Raw genomic sequence first — 22530 nt, forward strand, 5'->3', positions numbered from 1 at the left:
GGCCAGAAGTGTAAGTGCTGTGAGGCATTGAGCTGACTGGTACTAAAAATCTTTACACTTGTTCTTTCTTTCATGGCTGTGAATGTATTGATTGAAGATGTGTTCAGGGAAAAATTATTGGTGACAAATGCGGCAGGGTTATACCCGGAAACATGCCGAACCCGGAAGTCAAGCCTGCGAGCGTTGATGGTACTGTGCGGGGTACGCACGGGAGAGCAAACCGTTGCCAGTTTAGATTACATACAAGAGAGGAAGTTCACTTATTGGGCTTCCTCTCTTTTTGTGTTTGTGCGCTTGTGCTGTCATTTCTCTTTTCATGCTCAACATGATATAATCCCGTTATCCTAAAATTTATTGCATTGGAGATTATTTTTTTATGCCTATGAGACTAGACATAAATCAGAGAACAGTTTTTGAGCTGTTATCAGGCAAAAACTCCTATTTTCTCATCCCCGATTATCAGCGGCCTTACTATCAGCGGCCTTACTTGGGAGGAAAACGAATGCTCTACCCTATGGAATGATGTTCTGTCGTTCGCGTTCCCCGATAATAATTGCGATAAATTCAATAATGACGATGTTTATTTTCTTGGGCCGATCGTGTTATTCACAAATTCTGACAGAAAACTTGAAGTTATTGACGGCCAGCAGAGACTCACTACTTTAATGCTTCTGTTGCGAGCCTTCTACCATGCTTACGGAAATGATATGCAGGATTCGCGCTCTCTCACCGTAAAGCGCAATATAGAGCAATGCCTCTGGAAAACAAACGCTTTTCAAGAGCCGGATATGTCAGTCCTAAAAATTGACTCCGAAACTGCTACAGACAATGACAAAGAAGAATTCATCAGCATACTTCGTACAGGCAGTGCGCCCGCTGAACTCAAAAGCAAGTACGCAATCAATTACAGGTTCTTTCAGGAAAAAATCAGCGGCTTCAAAAATAAAATGCCGGATTATTTCTCATTCCTTCCCATTAGGATTTTGGGAAATTGCATACTCCTTCCAATCGAAGCAGAGTCACAAGATACAGCACTGCGGATTTTCTCAACGCTTAATGACAGAGGTATGCCGCTATCTGATTCTGACATATTCAAAGCTCAACTGTACAAGGCGTTTTCTGATGACGGACTGAAGAATGAATTTATTGCTGACTGGAAAAATCTCGAAAATCTTTGCGGGAAAATTTTTCAGCTCACAAGCGATAACCCGATGGACGAAATTTTCACCCGCTATATGTATTTCGAGCGGGCTGAACGCGGCGTAAGAGTCTCTACGCTTGAAGGGCTGCGGAAATTCTACGAGGCTAATAATTATGAGCTTCTCAAAAAATATCATCATCAGACTTTCGACAACATAAAAGCACTCGCAAATTTCTGGAATGACGTTGCTAATCAGGACGGCACAAGATTTTCTGACCGGGTATTGCGGCGGCTGTTCGTTCTCAATTACGCCCCTAACAGCATGTGGACGTTCATCACTTCAGTGTATTTCCTCCAAAACAGAAATGCGGCAGGATTGCTTGATAATGATGATTTCTATGAGTTCCTCACAAAGATTACTGCGTTCATCTGGGCTTTCACGATTCTTAGGCCAGGCGTTAATATTCTGCGGACTCCGATTTTCGCCGAAATGCTCAACATCGTAAACGGCAGAAAAGTTACGTTTGACGGGTTCGCATTCAACATTACAGAGCTGAAAAACGCGCTGAGTATTTACTCGTTCACAAACAACAGGCCGATTACAAGATCTATGCTTGCATGGTTCGCCTTCACTGACCCGGAGCAGATTGTTTTCCCGCTTGAGACTGAACACATTTACGCCCGCAACAGATTCCCAATCCCGGAAAATATCGAGGCAATCGGAAACAAGTCGCTACTTGAGAAGAAAATCAATATCCGAGCCGCTGACTACAAATTTCAGGACAAAGCAAAATATTACCTCGGACTCGTTCCCAAAAAGCCCGCGACAAATATTCATGAGCTTCAAGCACTCGCAAGGACAATGAGCGACTTCACAGCGCAGGACATTTCACAGCGCACGGAAAAAATCATCACAGCTTTCATAAATTTCATCACAGAAAACAGACTCGCAAGGTAAGCAATTTTACCCGGCTCCCTGATATAATTTTACGTAAAGACAAGGGGGCCTTCTTCTTTATGGACGGCAATGAAATAACACTACAGCAGATGCTCTCACGCCGCGAAATGAGAGCGGACAGCCAGCAAAAATTTCTCACTCAATATCATTCACCGCTGGTATCATTTACCATGAACATACCCGGCCCAGTCAAGACAAACGACTCTATACGCCGGGCATTTGACATCGGGCAGATATTATTGCTTGAGGGACTCGCCAGCTCAGGCGCACAAATTCTCGGAGCGTCAGAAATTCATGAAGACACGGGAGACGAATTACTGTTAGCCGTAAGCAATATTCAGCCCGAAACACTAAAGGACATGGCCATAAGTATTGAGACTTTCTTGCCTCTCGGACGGCTTTTCGACATTGATATTATTGACGTACACGGCCGGAAATTGTCGCGTCCTGAGTTCAGGAAGTGCATTATCTGCGGGAAACAGGCTCAGGAGTGCGCGAGAGCTAGGACTCATTCAGTCAGCGATTTGCAGGAGGCTGTATCGCGCCTTCTGTCTGAAAATCTGCATTAACTTTACAGGAAGGGGATTTTATCGTGAAGGCAAAATATCTCATCGGACTCGCGGCGGCATTCATGCTCATTATCGGGGCAGGGTGCAGTATGGATCACAGGAGCAAGGACGACGGCGGCGGAGGAAGCTCAAGCACTGACACAGACTATACCAGACTCAGCGCAATTCTGTATCTCAAGTCATCGGACATTGATGTGAGGGCGAATCTTCTGACCGACAAGAACAATGACAACGTGCTGACCGTTACGAACGAGACTCAGGAATTTATGTACTACAGGTTCAGCAAAAGGGGAGGCACTGACGGCGAGGATACAGAAGCTGACACTCTCGGCAAAAACGCGGCTATACTGGCTAAGGATTCGGCTCAGTTCACGCTGAGGGACTCTCTTGTTCTCTCCTACGGATCTCACGCGCACGGGCTTTTCTCGCTAGGCGAAGGAACAAATATTATTGTGTCGGACTGCGTTATTCTCACTATGAGCAATGACTCTAGCGGCCTCATGACTTCTGACGGAGGGAAAATCAGCGCGATTCATGTTACAGCAGGGACTTACGGAACAGGGTCGCCCGCCGTGAATGTCAGCGAGGGAGGCGGCTCCGTAATGGCTGAACGGGGACATTATTACACGGAAGGGACAAATTCACCCGCAATTCTGGCAAGGGGCGAGGCCGGAATATCAATGGCAAAGATTGAGGCCGGGTCATCTCAGGCCGTAAAATCTGAGGGGGAAGCCGCTGTAACCCTTCAGAGCTGCGATATTACAGCGAATCACGAGGCAATACCGACAGACAATATATCACCGTATCAGGCTGTTATGATTTACAGGGCTGACTCAGGAAATCCGCTGTCTGAAACAAGCTATTTCACAATGAACAACGGAAAATTAGACTGCATGAAGGGTGATGTGTTCTACGCCACAAACGTCAACGCGACAATATCCCTCATGAACGCCGACATAACAAATCATGACTCTGACGGTGCATTTCTCCGGGCGGGCGCGTCATCATGGGGTACAAGCGGCATAAACGGCGGCAAAATAACTCTTTCGGCATTAGGTCAGAACATTGACGGGAATATAATTCTTGACAGCGCGTCTGACATGAATATGTACCTCACAGAAGGCTCACTCTTCACGGGCGCGGTGAATCCGACAGGAACAAGCGCAAGAATATTCGTCAGCCTCTCGAACTCAAGATGGATTCTCACAGGGGACTCGCATGTTTCAAGCCTTGCCTGCGAAGCCGGGAGCATTAATCTTAACGGCCACACGCTTTATGTAGGTGAAACGGCTTACACTGCGGGGACTGAGAGCAGCGGAAGCGCGGTAGATTTCGCGTCAGACAGAAATTCAGCCTCAAACGGCACAAGCTCAGATCAATCTGACACAGCCGGACACAACAGCACCAATACAGACAGCGACACAAGTCTGCCGATAACATCATCTGACAAAAGCGCGGGAAGCACAGCGCAGAAGCTCTTATTCAGCCCGGCGATATACACAACGGGAACAGTAAACGGCGTATCATACCGAGCGTATAACAATATCGCGTATGTATCATCCCCGGTCAACCAAGACTATCAGAAATTGAGCATATATATTCCTGAGCCGTATTTCAGCAGCAGACCCCTCAACGGCTACACGGCCTCAACCGCTCCGATATTCATACCGAACAATTCCGGCGGTTACATGGCCGCAGAAATTATGACACCTTCAGCAGAAAACCCCGTTGGGCTTGCGCTTTCACGGGGGCTTGTTGTCGTGTCTCCGGCTCTCAGGGGGCGCAACGTAACAAACGGCACAGCTCCCGCGGCAATAGTCGACTACAAAGCGGCGGTGAGATACATACGCTCCAACAAATCACGACTCCCGGCCGGAAACACTGACAGGATTATAGCCTGCGGGGTGAGTTCGGGCGGTGCGCTGGCGGCTTTGCTTGGGACTGCGGGAAACTCTGAAGCCTACAGCGAATGGCTTAACGCGGCGGGGGCGGCGGCCTCTGAGGACAAAATTTACGCGGCGGCCTGCTACTGTCCTGTTACTGACCTTGAGAACGCTGACGGGGCATATGAATGGATGTTCGGCGGGTCAAAATACGGCTCTGACTCCGTGAATCTCATTGGGAATTACGAGTCATACATTGATTCTCTAAGACTCAAGAAGGAAAGCACAGCCCTCACCGCCAGCGGAGATAATGACACCTTCACGCGCTACATTGAGGGGATATTCATTCAGGCGGCGCAGAATGCTCTTTCTTCCGGGACTGCGGTCAGTGCGTCATGGCTGAAAGTCAGCGGGACAGAAGTAGTCAGCGCGGATCTTGAGAAATACGCCGACAGTTTCACCGCGAGGCAGAAGAGTGTTCCGGCGTTCGACAAATTCGACCTGAGTTCACCCGAAAACAGCGAGTTCGGCTACAAGCATTTCACCGAATATTCAGCCCAGAGAAGCACAGCGGGCGGGGCAATGGCGGATGAGGCTGTAATCTCAGCCATGAATCCTATGGACAGCACGGTGTATTCTGAGGTGTGCAGGTTCTGGAGAATACGACACGGCATTAATGACAGGGACATCCCCGTGAATGTCTCGGCGGTTCTTGCGCTCACTCTCGAAAATGCCGGCTGTGAGGTCGATTTCTCTGCTGTGTGGGATCAGGGCCACGGCGGATATTATGATACTGACTCGCTTTTTGACTGGATCGACTCAATCTGCAAATAATCCCGCTGTCTGAATTGCTGTTGCACCCTCTGTTATCATGCAGGGGGTGTAATTTTTTTGTGAGGAGTGATTCATGTTGAGACGTTCAAGAATCTTTCTGTTACTGTCCGCAGTCATCATCATCATCATCTCAATGTCAGCTCCGTGTTATTCGGCTGACTCATTCAGAAAAACTTTCTACAAATCATTGTCCGCAAGGCTCGGAAAACACCGCGCCGATTATCCCAATTTGAGCGACTCAGATTTCGCGAATTTCCGCATGGTGAAAACTTCAGGGATTGCGCCGGGAAAATTATTCCGCTCGTCATCCCCTATAAGCACATGGGGAGAGCGTAACGCAATCGCCGACAGGCTTTCACGCGAGGCAGGAGTCAGCACATTCATCAACCTTGCTGACTCTGACAACGGCATGACAAAGCACAAAGGCTGGGCGGGAAGTTATTACAGCACACGGAAAATTATCGGGCTGAAACTCGGCATGAAGTTCAAGAGCAGGGATTTCCGCAGGAGTCTTGCGCGTGGTATTCACTTCATGGCCGGAAATGAGCCGCCGTATCTCATTCATTGCAGTCTCGGAAAAGACCGGGCCGGGTTCGTCTGCGCCGTTGTCGAGAGCCTCGCGGGAGCATCATGGGAGGAAGTCGAGCGGGATTATATGATCTCATTCCGCAACTATTTCGGGATTTTGCCGGGAACAAAGGAGTATGATTTTGTCGTGAGGAATGAAATCTATAGAATCTTGTCGGAAAATTTCGGGGCGGCGAATCTTATGGCCGTAAATCTCTCAGTGTATGCAGAAAAATATCTGCGCGGAATCGGAGTCAGTCAGCAGGATATTGACACACTGCGGGAAAAATTGAGGGGCGAATAATGCCGGACATCATCATTATAGGCGCGGGGCTTGCGGGTTGCGAGGCGGCATATCAGCTTTCACGGCGGGGATTCAGTGTTGACCTTCACGAAATGCGCCCGGGAGTTATGACACCCGCCCACAAAACCGGGCTTCCCGCTGAAATCGTCTGTAGTAACTCGTTAGGCTCCGAGAACAAAGACGGACGAATTACAGCTGCAGGAATCCTCAAAGAAGAATTGCACATGCTTGACTCGCTGATACTGTCTTGCGCGGAATTATCGCGAGTCCCTGCGGGGGGTGCTTTGGCTGTTGACAGGGAGAAATTCTCCGGGCTTGTCGCTGAAAGACTCAGTGCCGAGAAAAATATCAATCTCATACGCGGCGAATACACCGACATTCCGGCCATGACCGCAATAATATCATCAGGCCCCCTCACGTCAGACGCTCTTGCGGAAAACCTGCGCGAAATTACAGGCGAGGGGATATATTTCTATGACGCTGTAGCCCCGGTGATTATGCGCGAGTCTGTAGACATGTCAAAAGTTTTTGTTACTGGGCGTTACGGCAGGGGCGATGACTATATCAACTGCCCGATGTCCCGCGGGGAATATTCCGCCTTCTATGACGCATTAATTCACGCAGAACGCAATATCCCTCATGATTTCGAGAAGGGAAAATATTTCGAGGGTTGTATGCCTGTTGAAGCACTTGCTGAGAGGGGGTACGACACACTGAGATTCGGCCCTATGAAGCCCCGCGGACTTGTTGACCCGCGCACAGGCCGCGAGCCGTTCGCAGCAGTTCAGCTCAGGCAGGATAACGCAGAAGGAACGCTCTATAACCTCGTGGGATTCCAGACGGGACTAAAATGGCCGGAACAAAAGCGAGTATTCTCCATGATTCCCGGACTCGAACATGCCGAATTTGCCCGGCTAGGCGTAATGCACCGGAATACATCCGTAAATGCTCCCGCCGTCCTCGATGAGTATTTGAGGCTCAAGACACGGGATAATATTTTCCTTGCGGGACAGATTACGGGCGTTGAAGGCTACGTAGAAAGCACAGCAATGGGACTCGCCGCCGGGATTAACGCTTCATGTTTGCTTGCGGGGAAAAATCTTCCGTCATGGCCGCGTGAGTCGGCGATAGGCTCATTGATTCACTATCTCATGACGACAGACCCGGCGCACTTTCAGCCCATGAATATGAATCTCGGAATATTCCCGGCTGTTACAGGGATTCGCGGCAAGAAGGAGCGCGCAGAATTTCACCGGGGCAGGGCATTAGCGGCGATTCGGGAGTTTATATCATGGCTGTGATTTACGCTGTGGGAATCGGGCCGGGGGGAGCTGAGACTATTACCCCGCAGGCCATGAATATTTTACGGTCGTGTGATGTCATAGCGGGATATGAGAAATATGTTGACATGCTCCGGGACTTTACGCCGGGAAAAATTCTTTTCACCACAAAAATGACTCAGGAGGTCAGCCGCTGCGAATGGGCTTTGATGTTTGCGCGTGATTACGGGAAAAATGTCGCTCTCGTCTCAAGCGGGGACTCAGGCGTTTACGGCATGGCGGGATTGATGCTCGAAATCGCGAAAGGGTCAGGCGTTGAAGTCATCGTGATTCCAGGAGTAACGGCGGCAAATTCCTGCGCGTCAGTTCTCGGCGCACCCCTCATGAATGACTATGTTACAGTCTCACTCAGCGACAGATTGACGGACTGGCATATTATTGAGCGGAGACTCATTGCGGCCAGCTCCGGCGATTTCGTGATATGCGTCTACAACCCTGCAAGCAAGCAACGCCCCGACAATTTCAGGAGAGCCTGCGACGTAATCATGAGACGTTACAGACCTTCAACGCCCGCCGGATATGTGCGGAACATGGGACGAGGGGAAATGACTCACGCCGTTATGACTCTCCGCGAGATTCGCGAGGCTGATATTGATATGCTGTGTACAGTCATCATCGGCAACTCTCAGACATATATACTTGACGGCAGAATGATTACGGCGAGGGGGTATAATATCCCGGAGGTGAAAATTACGTGAAGAGAATCATAATATCGGCGGCACTGACGCTAATTCTTGCGGGGAATGCGTATGCCATCAGCGAATCGGACTACAAGAGCCTGAAGAAATCAAGCGCGGATCTTGCGCGGGCTGACAGGAAACTGACTCAGGTCTGGAAGAAAATCGCCGGAAAAATGCCCGGCATACCCTTCAAGACATTGCAGAACGAGCAAAGAGACTGGATAGCAGAAGGCCGCGACGAGGAAGCCGAACGCTATATAGGCATGGGATATTCACAGGCAAAAGCCTACGCGCTTGCCACAGACGACCGCGCCGAATATCTCCCGGAACGCGCCCGCGAAATCATGAATATGCGTTAGCGGCAAGGGGGCAGGGGATAAATCTTTCTCCTGTCCTTTATTCTTTCCCTTTCCTGCTGAATTGTATCCTTTCACGCATATTTAGCGTCATGTCGCACATTCCAATGACGATGAGCCACGGCCAGAAAAACGGCAAGAACATAACCGCGCCCAGTGCCATTTTGATTCCCTTCCTCAGCCTGAAGCCCTCCATTAGCCAGAACGAAAGCGACAGCCCTTCAGCAAACATAATGACGTTGGCGACAATCTGAAGATTCAGAATGAACATCATCACCGTCAAATCAGCCTCAGCATCAATCAGCCATCCCAGCGCGAACGCTCCCAATGACACAAAGAATATTGACACGGGAAAACGCCACAGCGTGAACGGAGGCAGCTCCGGCGGGTAAGTTTTTGAGGCGGGGAAAAATTTTCGTGTTACGGAATAGCAGAGGGAGTAATTCAGGTACGACTCAATTCCAGCGAATATCACAAGCAGCGAGGGCATAAGGCGCGGAAATATCGCGATAATCTGCCGCAACGCCGTCATAAGTTCGGGATTGTCCCCGTAAAGCTGAGTCATAATCTCGTTCAATTGCGACTGATCCGGGAATAGTATATTTCTGCCCGTGAAGAACCAGAATGCCCACAGCAATAACGCTTTGAAGAGAATACTTGCTCCGGCGCATATGAGATAGCTTTCTCCGGCTGTGAGTTTTTTCGAGTCCCTGAAAGATTCTTGAGACAGCATGAAGAGAGTCGCCGACAGCGGAGCGCACCCAAGAAGATAATATGCCGCTAATGTAGGTGAAATGACAAGGAATAATGTTGCCTCAATGAGAAGTTCGGCCGCGCTCATGCTTTTGCGTCCCTCAGCACAGCCCAGTACGCTCAAAGGAACGGGACATAGCATTATCCCAAGAACGCCGAAAAGGGGCAGGAAACTCCCTGCGAGAATCAAAGCAAGGGTGATTAATACACAGGGAATTACCCGCTTCATGTCAGTTAGTCGAGTGAGTACGGCAACAAGGCCATGTATCTGGCGCGCTTGATTGCCTCTGTGAGAAGCCTCTGATGCTTGGCGCAGTTTCCTGTTACGCGGCGGGGGATGATTTTGCCTCTCTCGCTGATGTACTTGCGGAGTTTCTCCACGTCTTTGTAGTCTACATGCTCCTGCTTCTCTACGCAGTAATAGCAGAATTTCGGCCTGCGTCTTGACGCTCCCCGGCGGGGTCCGCCCGGAGCTGTGTTTCTTGCGGGCGCACCTGCTCTGCTCTCACGCTCTGTATTTTCGCGCTCGTTCATTCTGTGATAATTTCTCCTTTTTGTGTGATGTTGCTAGAACGGTATCCCGCTGTCGGGTGTCCCGTTATTGTCGCTGTTGCTGTTGTCCTGGAATCCGCCGGAAAATTCCCCTCCGCCGAATCCGCTCTCGCCTATGCTCCTGCCGAAATCCTCATCGCTGGGAGTGTATCCCCCTGTGCCGTAGTCCGTACCGACAACGCCCGCTGACTGTTGCCCGTAAGAAGCTCCGCCGCCCTCGCGTGAACCTAGCATTATCATGTTGTCAGCCCATATTTCTGTCGTATACCTTTTGCCGGAGCCGTCTTTAGCGTCATAACTTCCTGTGCGTATACGTCCTTCAAACAGCGCAGGGCTTCCCTTTTTGAGATATTTCCCGCAGGTTTCGGCCAATGATCCCCAAGCTACAACGTTGATATAGTCTGTGCCTTCTTGATATTCGCCGTTAGCATTCTTATAGCGGTAATTCACTGCAACACCCATCCGGGCAAATGTCCTCTTGCTGACGGTAACTTTCACTTCAGGGTCTTTTGTCAGATTTCCGGCAATAATAGCGCGGTTGAATCCTCTCATCGCTTAACGCCTCCCCTACTCATCAACAACTGTCATCAGCTGACGGTAAACATTCGCTCTCAGGCCGAGTATACGCCTAAGCTCAAACGTCTGCGAAGGCTCAAGCTCAAAGCTGAACAGCACATAAAATCCTTCTGTCTTTTTCCTGATGGGATATGCAAGGGTCTTTTTCCCCCAAGCGTCTGACTTTGACACAGTTCCGCCCAGATTCTTGATTACGTCCTCGATCTTTGCGATCTCCTCGCTCTGGTTCTCCGTGCCAGCGTCAAGAATGGCAAGCATTTCATATTTACGCACTCTTCCGCACCTCCTCCCTATGGTCTATTCGGCCTTCCGTTTTGTGCGTCTTCACCCGAAAGGCAGGGCGGGAATGATTATAGCATACACACGCAAAAAATGAGGCTCTCACGTTTTCCGCAAGAACCTCATCCGTTATTCTCTGAATTATGGTCGGGACGAGAGGATTCGAACCTCCGACCCCCTGCACCCCATGCAGATGCGCTAAGCCAGACTGCGCTACGTCCCGTAACGGGGAATTATTTTAGCGCAAATTCCCTATTCGTCAAGTTTGCGCTTCATCACCGCGAAAAATACATTCGGGTCAAAAGTCGTCCTCACCGCGAAAATTTCGGCGATCTCCCAGCCGTCAGAGCCTTTCTCATTCAGGAGACCTTCAACTTCCGCCGTTTTCTGTGAAGCACCTTTGCTTTTCTGCAATGACGTTAGAGAGCCGAGCGGGACAATTTTGTACTCAAATTTCACGGCTCCTTCAGCAGACAGGACAAGCGCGAACATCATCGCAATCACAGCAAGAAATTTCTTCATGGCCGGAAATCTCCCCTAATCTACAGCGCGGATGACAACACCCGTAGCCACCGCGACACGGTATATTATGTCAACAGCGTCTTTGAATGCGTCAATGCCCTGTCGGTCAACGTACTTCACCGGCACTACTATTGTGTCTCCCGGCTCAATGGCCGCCGAATATCCGCGTGGAGGAGTCCACTGTTTAGACGAAAGCATACCCGTGTTACGTGTGAGTCTCAGCGTTGTTCCGTCAGACTTTATGACGTATACCATTCGTTTATGTGCGCTCCTCAATGCACCGCCCGCCGCGCTGATATAGGCGTTTATGCCCATGTCAGGCCGGAAAACCTGAGTCGTTGACGAGTAGACCGCGCCGAGTACATTAACTGTAAGCGGTGTTGTCGGGACTCCGAGATAGTCGCCGTTCTCAAGCTCATAATCCCATACGGTGCCGCGAATATTGGCGGGAGTGTCGATTTTCGTTACAACGCGCCCAATTATGTCCATGTGCCTCAAGTTGTCGATGAGTTGCCTTCTCCGCTGGTATTCCTGATTCATTCCCTGCGTTGCGCCTGTGGTTGTAGCTGATCTTGATGTGTTCTGCGACGATTCGAGAAGCTCCCGCTCCATTCTGTCGGCCATCTGATTCATGGATCTCCGCTGATCCGCCGCGATGCTTCTGCGCGTGAAGACAGCTCCCCGCAGGAATGCCTTGGACGTGAATCCTCCGGCGCGCTCTATGAGGTCTGACAGCTTTTCGCCGGGGAACATTGAGTAGCTTCCGGGGCGGTGGACTTCTCCGGCGATTGTAACGCGGATTTGCTGCTTCCAGTCAGGTATTATCATGACTGTAATTTGATCCATGTTCTCAAGCACTATATCATTAACGGGGTCTCCTTCAAGAGCGCGGAATATGTTTACGGTAAAGCGTTCGTTTACGGGGCCGTTTAGAGAAGGGGTTGTGCGTGTGATTTCGGCTGTGTCCGAGGCTGTAAGGGTAGTGCCTCCTGCGCGTTTTATGATTTCAGACAGCCTTGTCTGCCCGGGAATTATCGCGAATCTTCCCGGCCTCACCAGCGGGCCTGTAATTAATACGGTTGATGATAGGTTGTAGATAGGGAACAGCCTTATTATGTCGCCGTCCTGAAGCTCCCTGTCGGCTACTTCGTCAAGTGTCCCCTCTGCGGCCCGTGCGTAGGAATTATTGAAGATTCTGTAGTACTGTACGCGGCCTTTGAATGTCCTTGCGTTTAATCCTCCGGCAACGTAAAGAAGATCCTGAAGCCTTGTCGCGCCGTTAAGCTCATATATGCCGGGTCGGTGAACTTCTCCCGCAAGACCCACGAGCGGCCCTACTGTCGGGATGTGTATAACGTCCCCGGCCTGAAGCCTTACGTCCTGAGCCTTGTCGCCGTGAAGAAGCATTGCGTACATGTCGAAAACCGCCACTATCCTGCCGTCGCGTTTAAGCTCGATATTGCGGAGTGTTCCGTTTGCTGACGGCCCCCCGGATGCTATAAGGGCGTTGACCAGAGTCGAGAATGAAGAGACCGTATATGCTCCCGGCCTGCGGGCATTTCCTGTAACATAAATCATGATTGAGCTTAGGCTGCCCATTGCAAGATTCATCTGGAAGCCGGTGTAATACTGGCTGAGGCGTGCGCTTATGACTCTTTCGGCCTCCGCCATCGTGTAGCCTGCAAGCCGAACCATTCCGATATGAGGGATTGCCGCCATTCCGTCGCGGTTTACGCTGAAGCGGTAATTTCCTTCTTCAGGGATTCCCCATACCGTGAGGGTCATTTCGTCGCCGACTCCGATTCTGTAGCCCTGCGTCACCGGCACTGAGTCTCGCGGGGCATAGGTTGAAGGCGGCCTGCGGAAGAATGACATTCCGTAGCGGGGAAGCCTCCTGAATAGGTTTCCCATTGGGTTGCCGGTTGTCGCTGAGGAAAGTATCTCATCAAAATATGCGTTTACCTCGTCTTCTGTTATGCGTTCCTCGTCAGCGGTAAAATCCTCGGCGTTCTGCTGATTTTCGTCATTCTGCGTCCTTGTCTGAGAGTCATTTCCGGTTGTGTCGATGTTCTCTACGCGGGTTCTGCCTGAAGGAGTCGTGGAGTCTAGCCCGGAGAGGTCTACTCCTCCTGTGCCGGGTATGTTCGGGACTACAGGCGAGGAAGGCCCCGTAGGTGTCGACGGGATTGATGGTATGTCTGATGTTCCCGGCATTGCGATAGGCACACCGGGAGCCGCAAGCACCGCAGGCCCTGCGTCAGCCCCGAACGCGCATGAAGCGAATGAAAGTATTATTAGTGTTGCTGTCAGAAATTTTGCTGTTCTCAATATTATCACCCCGAAAAATTTATTGTATTTTATATTAAATTAACGGAATATGTATTCAAGTATGCTTGTTACGGTTTTATCACCTTCCGTATTATCCTCATCGTCTGCATATGAGCAGTACTCTCGCAGCATTCTCACGACATTTTTCTTCAGCGGGACGGGGCGTAACTGGCTCATGAATCTTTCAGGAGAGCGCACTATTCCGCCGTCGCGCCCTGAATGCATCCTCCACGTTGAAATCAGCATAGTGTTCTGCTCCCAAATGTGCGGGCTTGCGTTCCCGAACCATGAGCCGAACCATTTATCCGCGGGAATCTCCATGTGAACGCCTGCCTTTGTGAAATCTTTTCCGGGAGCGTTTATATCTGTCGCGATGTACCAGAAGCCCAGGGCGGTGTCATCCCAGTGCCTTGTGGCGGAAATCTTCCAGCCCCTATCATCATCGACAAACCAGCCGTAATCAGCCTGAATATCAAGGTCAAGCCCGGGAATGTTTATGCCTGCCTGAAGCCACTGCGCGTTGAGCCAGTCTTTTCCGCCGTCGTCCATATCGATAGCCCTGCCGCCGATGTATTTCATCCTGTGATCAGTCAGCCCGGCGAATGAATACGGGTCGCGGTCATGATATATTGACGCTCTCGCACCTATCCACCATAAACCCGAATCGCCGTAATATCTTGCCCATACATTTCCGCCGAACCATTCCTCATCGAGATAGCCGCCCTCGCCGAAGAACCAGAATCTACCGCTCTGCCCTACCTGATTCGCGTAGGTCATGGCCGCCTGCTGAAGGCGTATATTGTTGTTGAGGTCTTTTTCCCACCACAGCCCGGTGTAGTCTGACGTGTCGACATGCTCATATATAGGGAAACGAACATCAGCCAAAGCCCCCCAGCCGTGAGAGTAACGCCCCGTGTAAATCGCGTCAATGTTGAGCCTGTCCATGTATACCTCGTTGAGTGTCTGATCTATTCTCGGCTCGTAGACACACATCGCCTTAAACTCGTTCTCAGCTTTTGAGGCAAGGACTCTCGCGTCAGGGTCTTCAATGTCCGCGCTTGCCCATGAGAATACAGCCGCGTTCATCTCGTCATCATCCCTGAGAGTGCGCGCCCTTATGTCAAAAAGAATCGTGCCGGGAAACTCTGCTTTCACGATAGGAATACTGGCATTCTTGGCGATAAGGAGCAGCGAATCTGTTTCGGGCATTACACTGGCAAGCACAATAAGAACCGTTGACATTGCCTCGGCGTGTGAAGCGTAGCCGTAATTCTCGTACGACAATGAAAGCCGCTTATGTTCCTCTTCTGTGTCCTCAAGTTTTATTTCAACGTCGCGCACCCTTGTGTATTTCTCAAGCCCGGTCTTTATCTTTGCTATGAGGTCCTGCGATTCTATGTCGTCCCAGTTTGCATTTCTGAAGCCGCCGGAGACATCGAATTTTCTGCGCCCGTTTCCGAGAATAGGCCCGCCCAAATGTATTTTCTGTGAGATACTGAATGACCATTCATCACCGCGCTGATAGCTCACTGCCCCCTGCATTCCCCACGGAGCTTTAAGCACGAGTCCGGCGTTGTATTTGCTTGAGGGAAGCTCCCTGAGAATCCTGCGCCCAGAGGCTTTGTCCTGTGCATAATCAAGAGGGGAATATTCAGCCTTAACCGTAAGCCAGTCGGCAATGTCCCATTCAAGCCCGGCATAAACACCGTTCAGCCTGTCTGAGCCGTAGCCCACTGTCGCGGCAAAATTGCCCCATCTCCATGTCGCCGCACCGTAGTACGCCTTCATAAGCTCCGTACCCATTATATCCGTGATACCCACAGCGAGGGAAGGAACATACCACAGTTTAGGGTTCTTTGTGTGCCATAGCATTAGCTTCAAGTCTACAGCCTTGTCCATGTAGCGACGTGTTGCAATGTAGACTGAACTGAAAGTAGTAAAGCGGGCGTTAATCTCAAGCCACGGAAGCCACGCGATGTCAAGAAAATAATATGCGTATGGAGAAGACCGAGTGTAGCCGAATCTCCCCGCGCCGTCTTCGGGCATTTCAGCAGTAGGATATTCCCATAGCCCCGTCAGCCCCGTGTTGCCTCCTGTTGATGCAAAAGCCCCGCCGTAAAAATTAACTGTCAGGATAATGACGAGACAGAACAGAATTACCCTCCGCAAAATAAATCGCTCCTCATGGAAATTTTTTGCTTATTTTACACTAAATACTAAATCGCAAGAAGACTCCCACTTCTTATAAAGTTTAAGTTTGCTATAATTCATTGCGTTGAATAACAGGAATAAAAGAAATTCCGACAACGATATGTAAAAATGAAATTGGTACCTATGGGTAACGAAACTGTTACGAAAAATCTAAACAAAGATTAACAAAGTTATTCAAAAGTATAGATTTAGAACAGAAAACCCTTTGTATCGAGTAATCGGTGCAAACTCAACGTTTAATGCTTTTAATCCCTAATAGCCATGCTACCTAAACAGTAGTCGGAAACGGCAAGCTGAACGGCGCGAAAGCAGAAAAAACAGCATGGATGGCGCAAGGTGAAATAAAACAGATTAGTGTTGATGAATGGTAAATCATACGTGGCACATCAAAAACGTCTGCCCTAAACGCTTTTAACAATGGGTTTTTAGCAGGGAACGCCCTAAACCCTTTAAGGGCATGGGAGACCCCCAACGACTATCTCCTTGAGGGAGAGTAAAACCGCAAGCCAATGGCGGAAGAAAAATGTTGCCCCGTGAATAACGGGTGAAGATATAGTCTGCGCTGGCATGAAAGTGTCAGAGGTCTGCTTGTGAGAGTAAGACTGCTATAGAAGTTGCGTTCTATGGTGAACAAGATAAATATATACAAACTTTACAAAGTTATATAACTCCTTTATAATTATACAAAACTGTAAAGGAGGGCTGTTTATGGAACTAATAAGCATAGGGAAATTTGCTAAAATGGTCGGCGTTACCCCTACTACGTTAAGACGTATGCACCTTCGCGGTGATTTTATTCCTTACCACATAACGAAAAGTGGGACACGCTACTATTCAATGGAGCAGCTCAAAGAGTTTTCATCCGGCCCACGCATTTCCGAGAAAATTGTGATTGGCTATTGCAGGGTATCAACTCCAGCACGGAAAGATGACCTTGAAACACAAGTCCAGAATGTGAAATCTTATATGTATGCCAAAGGTTACAAGTTCGAGATTATTACGGACATAGGCTCAGGCATAAATTACAAGAAAAAAGGACTGCTGGAGCTAATCAAAAAAATCAATAATCATGAAGTCTCAACAGTAGTTGTACTATACAAGGACAGGCTAATACGATTTGGATTTGACCTTCTGAATTACCTTTGCGAAATTAACGGCGTGAAGATTGAGATAATCGACAACACCGAATACAGCAAAGAGCAGGAATTAACAGATGACCTAATCCAGATAATTACAGTATTTGCCAATCGTCTTTACGGACAGCGTTCAAAGAAAACTAAGAGACTGATTGACGAGATAAAGCAAAATGCTAAGGGCAATCAGGATTAAGCTAAATCCCACGCCGGAACAGGAGATATTGTTCTGGAAAAGCGCGGGGACAGCAAGGTGGGCATATAACTTTTATCTTTCGGAAAAAGAGCGCGTCTATCATGAATACCTGGATAACGGCATGAACGGCAAGAAAGATATTTCAGGGTGCGAAATTAGGAAGTATATTAACAACGTACTGAAGAAGACAACGCACAAATGGCTATCTGAAGTCGGGAGCAATGTCATGAAGCAGGGTGTCAGGGATGCGGAAGAAGCGTATCGGCGATATTTCAAAGGACTGTCCGGCAAACCGTGTTTCAAGTCAAGGCGCAGAAGCAAAATCAGCTTTTACGTGAATTACGAGAGCTTGAAATGTATACAGGGCGGATTTCACGGTGAGAAACTTGGTTTTGTCAAAACATCACAGCCATTGCCTAAACTCCGTAAAGGGCAGAAATATTCCAATCCTAGAATTTCATATGACGGCAAATATTGGTACTTGTCGATTGGATATGAAGTCAAAGAAGAACCTAAGCCGGAATTAAGCGGATGTAGGGAAGTTACGCCTTTGGAGAGGAAATAAGACACTGGCAGAACATCGCGGCGCAACCTCGTAGAATTAGGAAGCCTCCATAACCGCAAGGGGGGGTAGTTCACACTAAACCGCATAGAATCTCCCAATCTTGACGGGGATTTGACGCGCAATTAAAATCATCATCATCACAAATTCACAGCACTGGAGAAAATTGCCCATGATAGAAAGATATTCCGAGCGTGATATTTCAGCCTTGTGGGACGAATATAACAGGCTCAAAGTCATGCTTGATGTTGAAATTGCCGTGTGTCAGGCGTGGTGCGAGCAGGGAAGAATCCCGGAGGAAGCCTTAGAGGACATCACAGCCCACGCAAGTTTCACGGTTGAGCGGGTGCAGGAGATCGAGAAGAAGACACAGCATGACGTAGTTGCGTTCGTCAGCGCGGTGGCCGAAAATGTCGGGGAAAACGGAAGGTATCTGCATCTCGGCATGACCTCAAGCGACATTCTTGACACAGCAAGCTCTATAATGTTACGGGACTCGCTTGACATAATCATTAACGCAGTGAAAGAGCTTGACGCGGAAATTATCAGCCTCGCGAAAAAGTACAAGCACCTTCCCACGATAGGCAGGACTCACGGAATCCACGCCGAGCCGACATCACTGGGACTAAAATTCCTCAATTGGCACTCGGAAATTCTGCGCGACATCGGAAGACTCGAATATGCCCGCAAAGACGTATCAGCCGGGAAAATCTCCGGGGCTGTCGGAACATACGCGATGTGCAATCCCAAACTTGAAGCCCGTGTGTGTGAGCTTCTCGGACTTGAACCCGCTAAAGTCTCAAATCAGATACTTCAGCGCGACCGCCACGCAGGAGTCCTCAATGCCCTTGCGGTTTTCGGGTCAACGCTTGAGCGCATAGCACTTGAGATTCGCAACCTTCAGCGGACGGAAGTGCGTGAAGCCTTTGAGCCTTTCGGTGTCGGTCAGAAGGGATCCTCGGCCATGCCTCACAAGCGGAACCCGGTGAAGTGCGAGCGTATCTGCGGAATGTCGCGGCTTCTGAGGGGATATGCTTTGACGGGTATGGAGAATATAGCACTGTGGCACGAACGGGACATATCACACTCAAGCACAGAGCGCGTAATATGGCCGGACGCTTTCAACATTGCGGTGTTCATGACTCGGAGCATGACGAAAATTTTACGGGGGCTTGTTGTCGATGAGTCCAGAGTCCGCCACAACGTGAACCAGACAAACGGACTCGTGTACTCACAGAGGGTATTGACATTTTTGCTTGACGAGCTGAAATTGTCGCGTGAGGATGCTTACGCCATCGTCCAGGAGAACGCAATGAAGACAGCTTCAAGCGGGGTGGCGTTCCTCGACCTGCTATTGAGCGATGAGCGTATGAAGTCTGTTGACCCTGACAGGCTGAAGGCACTTTTCGAGAATGATTTTTACCTGCGCTATGTTGATGAGATTTTTGCGCGTTTCTTTGCGGAGTAGGCCGTGAAAAACTTTCTGTATATTGCCAACCGTTATGATGCCCATCCTGCCGGAGGGACTCAGATTGCCCGCTCGCACTATAAAATCTTGTGTAGTATTGCCGCTGAAGGAACAGTAATATCACTGCTCGGAAAAGATAAGGAGGAGAGACCGGAGCCGGGAAAAATATCAGTACGGGCATGGAGATCTCGCCTAAGCTCCGCGGTAGGTGCTGTAACGGGAAAAAGAACCTATATGGCTCATTACTGCGCGGAGGCTGAGAATGACATTCTGAGGATTGTCCGTGAAGGCTCATATGATTTCATCTGGTTTGACGACTGTATATACGGCTCAACGATCCGAAAGATAAAGCAGTTTCGCCCGGAAATTCCCGTTTTCGTGTTCTATCATATTGTCATGCCAGGCAGCCTGCGTGAGGTTTTGCGGCAGAATAGGCGAAAAATCCGCGGTGTGCTGGGTCTTCTGAAGTATGCAAACTTTATCAGGCAGCAGAAACTTTCAGCACTCCATGCCGATGTGAATGTCCTTCTGAATGAGAGAGACAGCGCGACTTTCACCAAAATTTACGGACAGAGAAATCAGCTTATGTTTCCGGCATGTTTTGCAGACACGGCAAATATTGAGCCGGCTGAGAAAATATCTGGGGAGTTCAACATGTTTTTTGTAGGACTCGGCGGACACGACCCTAACATTGAGGGTATAAGATGGTTTGCTAGGGAAGTCATGCCCGCTATCAGGCCGGAAGCAAAACTTTCAGTAGTCGGCACAAATATGGACAAAAATCTCAAAGACGCGCCGGAAATCAAAGACAATCCGAGAATTACCGTCAAAGGAAGAGTGGAAAGTCTTGACCCGTATTATAATTCAGCGGATGTTGTTATCGTTCCGATTTTCTCAGGGGCGGGAATGATGACGAAAGTAGCCGAAGCGTTAATGTACGGCAAAAATATACTTGCCACAGGCCACGCGCTTAACGGCTATGACGGCCTCGAAAAATGCAGGTGCGACACGGCGGAGGATTTCATAGCGAGGATTAATAGCATGATAGAAACAGGCTCACAGAGATACAATCCGGCCATGAGGAAAATATACGAGGAAAAATATTCGCTTCCCGCAATGGAAAATATACTGCGCGAATATCTCAGGGAAAAAGGAATATGATAAAAGCCGGAAAATTCTGCGTCAAAGTCTACGGCTGTCAGATGAATGTTTATGACGCTGACAGGGTTCGAACGGTGCTATGTTCGCGGGGCTGGGAGGAAGTCAGCGAGTCGGAAGCGGACGTGATTATGATTACGGGGTGCAGTGTCCGCGCAAAGGCCGAACAAAAAGTTTGGAGCGAGCTGGGACTCTATGACTCCCAGTGGAAAAAGACTCAGCGTCCCCTTGTCGCCCTCACCGGGTGCATAGCGCAGAGAATCGGCCTCAATGCCCTTAACCGATTTTCCTATGTGAGACTCGTTGCCGGGCCTCGTCATATCGGCTTCCTTCCTGACGCAATCGAGCAGATTTTCACGCACCCGAAATCACGCATTAACCTTCTTGATGATGACCCGCGGGAATTTTACGGCCTCAATTTCGACCCGGGCAATATCACCATCAAGCGCGGGAACAAGCACAAAGCCTACGTAACAATCGCACACGGCTGTGATAATTTCTGCACGTACTGCATTGTGCCGTATGTGCGGGGGCGTTTTGTGTCGCGAAATCCTGATGATGTCATTGACGAGTGCCGGATGTTAATTGCTGACGGTGTGAAGGAAATAACGCTTTTAGGGCAGAACGTCAACAGCTACGGTAAGGACATCGGACTCACTTTCGCGGGGCTTCTTGAGACTGTCGCAAAACTTGACGGGATTCGGCGCGTCCGTTTCGTAACGTCATTGCCGCAGGATTTCACGCCTGATATTGTGTCGGTCATGGCCGGAAATGAGACCGTATGCCCGTCTCTGAATCTTCCGGTTCAGTCGGGAAGCACGAAAATTTTGCGCCTCATGAATAGGAAATATACCCGCGAGGAATACATAGAGAAAGTGAGAATGATACGGGAGAAAATTCCCGGTCTCGGTCTGACAACAGATTTGATTGTGGGATTTCCCGGTGAGACTGAAGAAGATTTTGACGAGTCTATGAGCCTGCTTAGTGAGATAAGATTTGACCTTGTACACAGCGCGGCATATTCGGAAAGAGACGGCACTCCGGCGGCGAAAATGGAAGGTGCTTTGCCTGTTGACGTGAGATTAGAGAGGCTTAACCGACTCAACGCCCTTCAGGACGCAATAACGCTTGAGATTAACGAGGCATTGACGGGACAGACGTTTGAGATTTTAGCGGATGACTTTGCGCCGAAAGGTGAAGGACTCTTGCAGGGGCGGACACCTTCAGACAAGGTAGTAATCTTTGAGGGAGACGAGTCAATTCTCGGCCAGTTCGTCAAAGTGAGAATTACATCTGCTGAGGCGTGGTGCCTTCACGGTGAATTAGCCTGAGAATGTAACCGACATCGAGAGAGTCCGACAGAACGCGGGCTATTTCGTCAAAGGCTGAATCAAGTCCTGCGGGTGTGATGGCTTCATGCCCGCTTTGATTTTCCGCCCCTCTGCGTATGAGGCTGTCCTCTTCAGGAAGATTAACGCCCTTCACGAACGGGACAACTCCCAGCACCCTAACGCCCGTATAATTCTCCGTCCATCTCACAGCGTCAGCAAACAAAGAAATATCCCCCCGGAACATGTTGAAGATTATCCCCTTCACGCGCTCACGGTCATCACCCAATAACGCGAGAGTCCCCGCCACAGCCGCCAAAGCTCCGCCCCGGTCAACATCAGCCACAAGAATCACAGGCACATTTGCTTCACGGGCTATTCTCATGTTGACGATCTCGGAGTGATTCAGGTTGACTTCTGCGGGACTCCCGGCACCCTCGATGATTACGGCCTCGAAATTTCCGGCGATATGCGCGAGAGCCTGACGCACGGCCATGATTCCGGCGGTCTGCGTGAATTTGCGGTAATCAGGATTGGAGTCGGCGTAAATTTTCCCGTTGAGGATGATTTGTGATGAGCGGTCATTCTGCGGCTTGAGGAGAATGGGATTCATGAACGCTTCCGGGGTAAGCCGTGCGGCTTTTGCCTGAATGTATTGCGCGGCGGCTATTTCGAGTCCGTCATGAGTGAGCGCGGAATTGTTGCTCATGTTCTGCGACTTGAACGGGCAGACGTGAAGCCCTTTGTCCGACAGGAGGCGGCATAGCCCCGTTACAATGAAAGTTTTTCCCGCCCCGCTTGATGTTCCCTGTATCATTATTCCGTTCATAGT

20 protein-coding genes, 1 tRNA gene and 1 rRNA gene are annotated in these 22530 nt (G+C 49.6%); 13 read left to right on the forward strand and 9 right to left on the reverse strand.

What is annotated here, in order from left to right; all coding sequences use genetic code 11:
* The first annotated feature begins 116 nt into the window (after positions 1-116).
* The 8 genes from rrf to IKQ95_04310 all read left to right on the forward strand — a co-directional run bounded on the left by rrf (position 117) and on the right by IKQ95_04310 (position 8635).
* Positions 117-232, forward strand: a 5S ribosomal RNA gene (rrf, locus tag IKQ95_04275).
* Positions 233-413: 181 nt separating this feature from the next.
* Positions 414-2099, forward strand: a complete 1686-nt coding sequence (locus IKQ95_04280) for a DUF262 domain-containing protein (protein ID MBR4195910.1) — start codon at positions 414-416, stop codon at positions 2097-2099.
* Positions 2100-2158: 59 nt separating this feature from the next.
* The gene (gene citX / locus IKQ95_04285; protein ID MBR4195911.1) at positions 2159-2668 is read left to right on the forward strand and encodes a citrate lyase holo-[acyl-carrier protein] synthase; all 510 of its coding nucleotides are present in this window, start codon (positions 2159-2161) and stop codon (positions 2666-2668) included.
* Between the two features lie 23 nt (positions 2669-2691).
* Complete coding sequence (locus IKQ95_04290) at positions 2692-5385, forward strand: alpha/beta hydrolase fold domain-containing protein (GenBank protein ID MBR4195912.1); 2694 nt, start codon at positions 2692-2694, stop codon at positions 5383-5385.
* Between the two features lie 73 nt (positions 5386-5458).
* Positions 5459-6256 carry a tyrosine-protein phosphatase gene (locus IKQ95_04295; GenBank protein ID MBR4195913.1) on the forward strand — a complete coding sequence of 266 codons (798 nt, stop codon included), beginning with the start codon at positions 5459-5461 and terminating at the stop codon, positions 6254-6256.
* Positions 6256-7557, forward strand: coding sequence for a methylenetetrahydrofolate--tRNA-(uracil(54)-C(5))-methyltransferase (FADH(2)-oxidizing) TrmFO (gene trmFO, locus IKQ95_04300; GenBank protein ID MBR4195914.1), 1302 nt, complete (start codon positions 6256-6258; stop codon positions 7555-7557). The genes IKQ95_04295 and trmFO overlap by 1 nt, the downstream gene beginning before the upstream one ends.
* Positions 7548-8294: a precorrin-3B C(17)-methyltransferase gene (cobJ, locus tag IKQ95_04305; GenBank protein ID MBR4195915.1), complete on the forward strand. Its 747-nt coding sequence runs from the start codon at positions 7548-7550 to the stop codon at positions 8292-8294. The genes trmFO and cobJ overlap by 10 nt, the downstream gene beginning before the upstream one ends.
* A complete protein-coding gene (locus IKQ95_04310; GenBank protein MBR4195916.1) occupies positions 8291-8635 on the forward strand; it encodes a DUF1311 domain-containing protein in 345 nt (114 codons plus the stop codon). Before cobJ ends, IKQ95_04310 begins: the two co-directional genes overlap by 4 nt.
* A 37-nt stretch (positions 8636-8672) precedes the next feature.
* On the opposite strand, the gene IKQ95_04315 is transcribed toward IKQ95_04310, so the two are convergent.
* The 8 genes from IKQ95_04315 to IKQ95_04350 form a co-directional block, all read right to left on the reverse strand.
* On the reverse strand, positions 8673-9614 hold the full coding sequence (locus IKQ95_04315; GenBank protein MBR4195917.1) for a DUF2232 domain-containing protein: 942 nt from the start codon (positions 9612-9614) through the stop codon (positions 8673-8675).
* Positions 9615-9619: 5 nt separating this feature from the next.
* On the reverse strand, positions 9620-9919 hold the full coding sequence (locus IKQ95_04320) for a 30S ribosomal protein S18 (protein ID MBR4195918.1): 300 nt from the start codon (positions 9917-9919) through the stop codon (positions 9620-9622).
* A gap of 33 nt (positions 9920-9952) precedes the next feature.
* Positions 9953-10489, reverse strand: a complete 537-nt coding sequence (gene ssb / locus IKQ95_04325) for a single-stranded DNA-binding protein (GenBank protein ID MBR4195919.1) — start codon at positions 10487-10489, stop codon at positions 9953-9955.
* 15 nt (positions 10490-10504) lie between these two features.
* A complete protein-coding gene (gene rpsF / locus IKQ95_04330; protein ID MBR4195920.1) occupies positions 10505-10771 on the reverse strand; it encodes a 30S ribosomal protein S6 in 267 nt (88 codons plus the stop codon).
* A 165-nt stretch (positions 10772-10936) separates the two neighbouring features.
* Positions 10937-11015: transfer RNA gene (locus tag IKQ95_04335), tRNA-Pro, on the reverse strand.
* Between the two features lie 29 nt (positions 11016-11044).
* On the reverse strand, positions 11045-11314 hold the full coding sequence (locus IKQ95_04340) for a DUF4177 domain-containing protein (protein ID MBR4195921.1): 270 nt from the start codon (positions 11312-11314) through the stop codon (positions 11045-11047).
* Between the two features lie 15 nt (positions 11315-11329).
* Positions 11330-13642, reverse strand: a complete 2313-nt coding sequence (locus tag IKQ95_04345) for an SLBB domain-containing protein (GenBank protein ID MBR4195922.1) — start codon at positions 13640-13642, stop codon at positions 11330-11332.
* A 39-nt stretch (positions 13643-13681) separates the two neighbouring features.
* Positions 13682-15811, reverse strand: coding sequence for a YjbH domain-containing protein (locus tag IKQ95_04350; protein ID MBR4195923.1), 2130 nt, complete (start codon positions 15809-15811; stop codon positions 13682-13684).
* Positions 15812-16561: 750 nt separating this feature from the next.
* On the opposite strand from IKQ95_04350, the gene IKQ95_04355 reads away from it, so the two are divergent.
* The 5 genes from IKQ95_04355 to miaB all read left to right on the forward strand — a co-directional run bounded on the left by IKQ95_04355 (position 16562) and on the right by miaB (position 21701).
* Positions 16562-17182: an IS607 family transposase gene (locus IKQ95_04355; GenBank protein ID MBR4195924.1), complete on the forward strand. Its 621-nt coding sequence runs from the start codon at positions 16562-16564 to the stop codon at positions 17180-17182.
* Complete coding sequence (locus tag IKQ95_04360; protein MBR4195925.1) at positions 17160-17747, forward strand: helix-turn-helix domain-containing protein; 588 nt, start codon at positions 17160-17162, stop codon at positions 17745-17747. The genes IKQ95_04355 and IKQ95_04360 overlap by 23 nt, the downstream gene beginning before the upstream one ends.
* 169 nt (positions 17748-17916) lie before the next feature.
* Complete coding sequence (locus IKQ95_04365) at positions 17917-19212, forward strand: adenylosuccinate lyase (GenBank protein ID MBR4195926.1); 1296 nt, start codon at positions 17917-17919, stop codon at positions 19210-19212.
* Positions 19213-19215: 3 nt separating this feature from the next.
* Positions 19216-20373 carry a glycosyltransferase gene (locus IKQ95_04370; GenBank protein MBR4195927.1) on the forward strand — a complete coding sequence of 386 codons (1158 nt, stop codon included), beginning with the start codon at positions 19216-19218 and terminating at the stop codon, positions 20371-20373.
* Positions 20370-21701: a tRNA (N6-isopentenyl adenosine(37)-C2)-methylthiotransferase MiaB gene (gene miaB, locus IKQ95_04375; GenBank protein MBR4195928.1), complete on the forward strand. Its 1332-nt coding sequence runs from the start codon at positions 20370-20372 to the stop codon at positions 21699-21701. The genes IKQ95_04370 and miaB overlap by 4 nt, the downstream gene beginning before the upstream one ends.
* On the opposite strand, the gene IKQ95_04380 is transcribed toward miaB, so the two are convergent.
* A complete protein-coding gene (locus IKQ95_04380) occupies positions 21658-22527 on the reverse strand; it encodes a cobyric acid synthase (GenBank protein ID MBR4195929.1) in 870 nt (289 codons plus the stop codon). The genes miaB and IKQ95_04380 overlap by 44 nt on opposite strands.
* Between the last annotated feature and the right edge of the window lie 3 nt (positions 22528-22530).

Source organism: Synergistaceae bacterium, assembly GCA_017540085.1.
Classification (GTDB): domain Bacteria; phylum Synergistota; class Synergistia; order Synergistales; family Aminobacteriaceae; genus JAFUXM01.